This window comes from uncultured Rikenella sp., from assembly GCF_910579375.1.
Classification (GTDB): Bacteria; Bacteroidota; Bacteroidia; order Bacteroidales; family Rikenellaceae; genus Rikenella.
This window is the reverse complement of the sequence record NZ_CAJTUJ010000117.1, coordinates 1-6,090: the sequence shown is the minus strand read 5'-3', so window position 1 is coordinate 6,090 and position 6,090 is coordinate 1. Positions and strand designations below refer to the sequence as shown.

Sequence of the window (6,090 nt, the reverse complement as noted above, 5' to 3'; positions counted from 1 at the left end):
GGCCCGGCGACCCTTGAGGTCGCAAGAGCACAGCCCATTCACCGTTCTGCGAAATTCGTCCTCGGCGCGCCCCTCCACGCGCCGCTAAAGCGTCGCCCTCGCCGAGGACGGCGACCTAAAGGTCGCACAAGCACCGCCCAAAACTCGTCCCAATTCTCCGCCTCGTGTCAGCCTCACTGCGGCTCCGCTTTCGCTCCGCCGCATTTCCGTCGCCCGCTGGGATTTCATCTCGATTTTGCTCACCGCAAAACGAGTGAAATCCCTCTTTACGCGGGCGGGCGCGCCCACAGGGCGTTTTACTACCAGCCTCTACCCGATTCTCTGTTCGCGCGCCTTACGCGATTCAGCTATTTCGGCAGTAAGCCGAAATAGCTGAATCGCTCCTTTAGGCGACGGCACGCGAGCAACTGAAAAGTAATAACGGCCGCGCGCCATGACGCGAACGCGTCGGCCAAGCAGGCCACACGTCCCGTGGACGGGCGAAACTACTTTTCGCTATGGCAGCCTCTACCAAAAAAACGCGCGGCAGCTTCTCCCTCCTCATTATTCACACGCACTCTATTCCTCCGCCGCTCGCGACACGAAAATCTCCGGAATCGTCGTCCCCATCGAGGCCGCAGGCGGAGCGATCCCCAAAATATCCGCCAGGGTCGGAGCCACGTCGGTCAGGTTTACCTGACGCTCCACATCCACATTCCCGACGCTGCTCCCGTACCAGATCAACGGCACGTGCGTGTCGTAGTTATACGGCGAACCGGAATCCGACAACCGACCCTCGGTGTATTCGATCCAGCCCGGCATCAGGTTGATCGTCACATCCCCCGAGTTGCGCGGGAAAAAGCTGTTCTGCATCCGCTCCAGCACACCGCCCGTAAAATGGCCGTTCTGCAACGCGGTGGCCGTCACCGCCTGAGAGACGCCGCTGAACTGGATCGCGAAGTTAGCCACCCGGTTCTGCAAGTCCTCCAGATTGTGCCCTTTCTGATAAATCAGCCCGCGGTTCAGATAGATCTGCCGATTCTCGAACTTCAACAGCCAGTTGCCCGGCCCGAGCTGGGCCACCAGGAATCCCGATATGATCGCCGCGAACTGGCCGTTGTCGAACAGCCCGGCCGGCACGCGACTGTCGGCCCGAATCGGATCCGAGGCGCCGTGGTCCGAAGTCAGCACCACCAACAGCCGGTCGCGCCCCACCTGCGTGTCCAGAAACTCCAGCAACGAAGCCAAATCGGCATCCAGCCGGTAGTAGCTGTCCTCCAGCTCGACCGATCCCGTCCCGTACTTCTCGCCGATGTACCGCGAAGCGTCGAAAACGAGGTTCAATACATCCGGTGCATCGTCGTTCCCCAACCCCTCGTAGATGATCGACTGCACGGCAAAGTCCCGAACCAGCGTATTGGCCGCCGGAGAGGAGCGCAACCGGTCGTAGTCGTATTTCTTGCGGGTCAGAAAGTCGAAACTGAGTTTCCAACTCGTGTCGATCGAGATATCGGTATAGACATCGTTGTGATAGGCTTTCAACGGACGGGAAATCTCCCATTTCTGGGCCGAATAGCCCACCACGGCCCCCTCTTCGTTGAACTTTTCGACCCACTGAGGCAGGGCCGAGACGTAATAGTCGCTCGTCACCCACTTGCCGTTCTTGCCGTTCAGCCAGTAGACCGCATCGGCCGAGTGGCCGCCCGCCACCACGGCCGAAACCGGGTCGAACGCAATACTCACCACTTTAGAGTCCCGATAGACGGCCTTGAGCTGGTCGCCCACCGTGCCGGCAATCAGTCCCCGGGGCGAAAACTGACCGTCGTACTCGTCGCTCCCCACGGTAAAAGCTTTCTTGTCCGCCGCCAGGTCGATCGCCTCGCCGGTCGTGTAGTTGAACCACCGCTCGCCCACCACGCCGTGCATCGACGGGTTGGCTCCCGTGGTCAGCGTGGCAAGCCCCGAACCGGTGCGGGTCAGGGCATAGTCGTAAGAGGCTCGTTTGCAGAGCGATCCCTCGCGCACCAACGCATGGAAGCCCCGCTCGCCGAAGTTGTCGGCGAAGCGGAGCAGGTAGTCGTAGCGCATCTGGCTGACGACGATCTGGACAACGAGTTTCGGCGGCCGGCGACTGATGGCCGAGTGACCGTGCACAACGGAAACGGACGACAGCACGCTGCCGACCCCTATGAGGAGAGTGAGAAACTTTTTCATTCTGAATGAATTGAACGACAAATTTACGCAAAAAATTGCAGCTCTTCCGAAAAATCGGCCGTCGGGTAACGCGCTTGCGCCGCCTCGGCCCGACGACGCATCGCCTGCCGGAAGACGGCGTATTCCGCCCCCTCGGGATGCAACGGACGGTGGTTCATCGCGCTCCGGAGTTCGCCGGCCGCCGAGACCAGCTCCGCCGCTTCGGCCGAGAGGAGCGATTCGGAAAACCGGGTACGAATATATTCGATGGCGAGGGACGAGGGATGGCACATGTCGTCGGCATAAAACCGGTAGTCGCGCAGTTCGCCGACGACGATCTCGTAAGCGGGGAAATAGTGCACGCGCCCGGCGAACCGTTCGGCGAGCCGGTGGGCGGCGAGAATCAGGGTCGATTTGCTCAGCTGATTTTCGACGAGTCCGTCTCCGCGATGGATCACGGGGCTGACGGTCAGAATCGTCTGTTTGTCGGGCCAGCGTTCCAGCCGGTCAGCCAGCGGTTCGACGATCTCGTCCACCGTCAGCCGCCGCCGGACGAAGCTCCGCGCGGGCAGTTTGTGGCAGTTGGCGACGACCTGCCCCTCGCGCTCGTAGACCCACGCGGTTCCGAAGGTGAGCATCAGGTAGCGGGCCTCTCGCAGGGCCCGGACTCCCTCTGCACGCGCTGCTTCGATGCGGCGCACTACCTCCGCCGCATCGGGCCCCGAGAAGTCGCCGTGGTGCATAAAGCTATGCCACAGGCCGTTGTATTCGACCAGATCGGCTGCACGGAACGGCCGGTCGGAGGCGAGCCGCTCCAAGGTCTGCACTATGCTGGCGGGATTATACAAGGCACCGAAGGGATTGACGCACAGGGGCAGTTTGCCCGCGACAAGCCACCGCCCGATGTGGTCGACAAAACAGGAGCCGAGGGCCAAACCGCGGTCGGCGGGGCCGATCCGAAAGGGATATCGGGGCAGAAGGAGGGGGGTGCGAAAAGAGGTCGGGTGAGACACGGCGCCGGGGGATATGAAAATGGATCTCCCAAAGATAGCCCTTTTTCGGTTCCCGTCTCCCGAAACGTTTTCCGGAAATTCACCGACCGAAAATTTGGAAATCAGGAAAGATTCCCTACATTTGCCTTTGTCTATCCGGACAACGAATATGATTCTGAACGCACATATCCACCACGGGCACCACTGCCATCATTGCTTTGCCGATGAGGGGAAGTCGCTTTTTGCCGGAATCGATATGTAGCTGCACATATTTCATAGAACGCAAAACCGAAGCCTGCTTCTCCGACACGGAAAGGCAGGCTTCTCTTTTTTTCACATAAAACACAACTGATCATGATACGTATCGCTCTCCAATCCAAGGGGCGGCTCAACGAAGAGAGCCTCGAACTGCTAGCCGAGGTCGGCATCGACATCGAACGGGGCAAACGCCGGCTGCTGGCTCGCGCGGAGCTGTTTCCGATCGAGGCGCTCTACCTGCGGGACGACGACATTCCGCACGCGGTCGAACGGGGGGTGGCCGACCTCGGCATCGTGGGACTCAACGAGTACGAGGAGCGGCGGTGCGGGGCGACGGTGGTGCACAAACTCGGCTTCGGCAGGTGTCGCCTCTCGCTGGCGATCCCGAAGGGGGAGGAGTACGAGGGGATCGGGTATTTCAACGGGAAACGGATCGCGACTTCTTATCCGGTTATCTTGCGCAAGTTTCTGAAGGAGAGAAACATAGAGGCGAAAATCGAGGAGATTGCAGGGTCGGTCGAAATCGCTCCGGCGGTGGGGATGGCGGAGGCGATCTTCGATATCGTCAGCAGCGGGGGAACGCTAGTTTCGAACGGTCTGAAGGAGGTCGAAACGGCGATGCACTCGGAGGCGGTGCTGATCGCCACGCCGAGGCTGGAGCCGGAAAAGCAGGCGCTGCTGAACCAGCTGTTGTTCCGCATCGAGGCGGTGGAGCGTACGCGGGGCAAAAAATATATCCTGATGAATATCCCGACGGAGCGACTGGCGGAGGCGACGGGAATTCTGCCGGGAATCAAGAGCCCGACGATCCTGCCGCTGGCGGAAAGGGGGTGGAGTTCACTGCATGCGGTGGTGGACGAACGGGTGCTCTGGGAAAAAATCGAACAGCTCAAGGCGATCGGGGCGGAGGATATTCTCGTCCTCACGCCCGAAAAAATGATTTTATAACGCTCGTTTCTGATTATTCGTACTTACCAGGAGGGGACTGTTCTCTTTGTGAACAAAGAGAACCAGAAAAACTTTAGGCGGATGCTTACGCATCCTAAAGCTGCCGGGAGCCCAACTCTCGGTTGGTTGGGCTGGGGTTTTCCGGCGTAGCGCGCTGGGGTTATTTTCCCGTTATTTAGCGCGCTCGCCGAGAAAACCCCAGCCCGACAGACTCACGAAACATGAGGACTGCGGAGCCTGAGGCGTAGCGTAGCTGGCATAAAAGTTTTTGGTGCCGCTTTTTACAAAAAGCGGCAGTTCTCTGCGGGTAGACACAATAACAAACGAGAGGTAAAAAATAAGTTATTATGAAGACCTATATCCAGCCGCCGCGTACAGCATGGGAAGACCTCCTTGCGCGCCCCCTGCAACAAGAGAACGAGACGATCCGTAAACGGGTAGAAAATATCATCGAGCGCGTCCGGAAAGACAGAGACGCCGCCCTGCGCGAGCTCGCCGACCAGTTCGACGGCGTGAAAATCGACTCACCAGCCGTTACCGACGACGAGATTGCAAAAGCCGACGAACTATTGGACGACGCATTGAAAAACGCCATCCGACAGGCACGAGAGAATATCATCGCCTTTCACCGCGCGCAGCGGATGGAGCCGATACGCATCGAAACGATGCCGGGCGTCTGCTGCGAACAGCGGAGCGTGGCCATCCATTGTGTGGGGCTTTACGTGCCGGGCGGGAGCGCGCCGCTCTTTTCGACCGTGCTGATGCTGGCCGTTCCGGCACAGATTGCAGGTTGCAAGGAGATTGTGCTCTGCACGCCGCCGCGACAGGACGGGACGATAGCGCCGGAAATTCTCTGGACGGCGCAACTCTGTGGGGTGACCCGCATTTTCAAAGTCGGCGGGGCGCAGGCGGTAGCGGCGATGGCGTTCGGGACGGAGAGCATGCCGCGGGTCAACAAGATTTTCGGGCCGGGGAATCGCTATGTGACGACGGCCAAACAGTTGCTGGGGCTAAGTGCGATGGCGATCGACATGCCGGCGGGGCCGTCGGAGGTGATGGTGATGGCGGACGACACGGCACGGGCGGATTTCGTGGCGGCGGACTTGCTTTCGCAGGCGGAACACGGGCCGGACAGTCAGGGGATACTGGTGACGACCTCTCCTACCTTGGCTGCGGCGGTGGAAACGGAGGTCTCGCGGCAGCTGGCCCTGCTGGGCCGGGCCGAGATTGCGACGCAGGCGTTAGCGGAAAGCCGTATCTTCGTGGTGGCTTCGGTGGCGGAAATGGTCGAAATGGCGAACCTATATGCGGCGGAACACCTGATCGTGGAAACGGAGGAGCCGGAGGCGATTGCGGCGCAGATCGAGAATGCGGGGAGCATCTTTCTGGGACACTACTCGCCGGAGAGCGTGGGGGACTACGCTTCGGGGACGAACCACACGCTGCCGACGAGCGGCTGGGCGGCGGCGTACAGCGGGGTGAATCTGGACAGCTTTTGCAAAAAGATCACGCTCCAACGGCTGACACCCGAAGGGCTTCGGAATATCGGCGGGACGGTGGAACGGATGGCAACGGCGGAGGGGCTGGATGCGCACCGAAATGCGGTGACGATAAGACTCAATTCGCTGAAATAATTAGGTTCGGTCATCTGTGTCTACCCGCAGGGAACTGCCGCTTTCTTGTAAGAAAGCGGCGCAAAGAACTTTCGTGATAGCTACGC

Annotated in this window: 4 protein-coding genes; 2 read left to right on the top strand and 2 right to left on the bottom strand. The window is 60.0% G+C overall.

Going from position 1 to position 6,090, the window contains the following annotated elements; translation table 11 throughout:
* Positions 1–558: 558 nt before the first annotated feature.
* Positions 559–2,193, bottom strand: coding sequence for an alkaline phosphatase family protein (locus QZ302_RS08160; protein WP_294594333.1), 1,635 nt, complete (start codon positions 2,191–2,193; stop codon positions 559–561).
* 23 nt (positions 2,194–2,216) lie between these two features.
* Positions 2,217–3,185 carry a GSCFA domain-containing protein gene (locus QZ302_RS08155; protein WP_294594331.1) on the bottom strand — a complete coding sequence of 323 codons (969 nt, stop codon included), beginning with the start codon at positions 3,183–3,185 and terminating at the stop codon, positions 2,217–2,219.
* 333 nt (positions 3,186–3,518) lie between these two features.
* Here QZ302_RS08155 and hisG point away from each other — a divergent pair, with 333 nt between their 5' ends.
* Entirely contained in the window at positions 3,519–4,370 is an 852-nt protein-coding gene (gene hisG, locus QZ302_RS08150) for an ATP phosphoribosyltransferase (RefSeq protein ID WP_294594328.1), read from the top strand.
* 347 nt (positions 4,371–4,717) lie between these two features.
* Positions 4,718–6,004, top strand: a complete 1,287-nt coding sequence (hisD, locus tag QZ302_RS08145; RefSeq protein WP_294594326.1) for a histidinol dehydrogenase — start codon at positions 4,718–4,720, stop codon at positions 6,002–6,004.
* The last annotated feature ends 86 nt before the right edge of the window (positions 6,005–6,090 follow it).

What these genes read in the sequence shown, in the direction of transcription:
- hisG (WP_294594328.1), top strand. Translation starts at nt 3,519, where the DNA reads ATGATACGTATCGCTCTCCAATCCAAGGGGCGGCTCAACGAAGAGAGC.
- hisD (WP_294594326.1), top strand. Translation starts at nt 4,718, where the DNA reads ATGAAGACCTATATCCAGCCGCCGCGTACAGCATGGGAAGACCTCCTT.
- QZ302_RS08160 (WP_294594333.1), bottom strand. Translation starts at nt 2,193, where the DNA reads ATGAAAAAGTTTCTCACTCTCCTCATAGGGGTCGGCAGCGTGCTGTCG.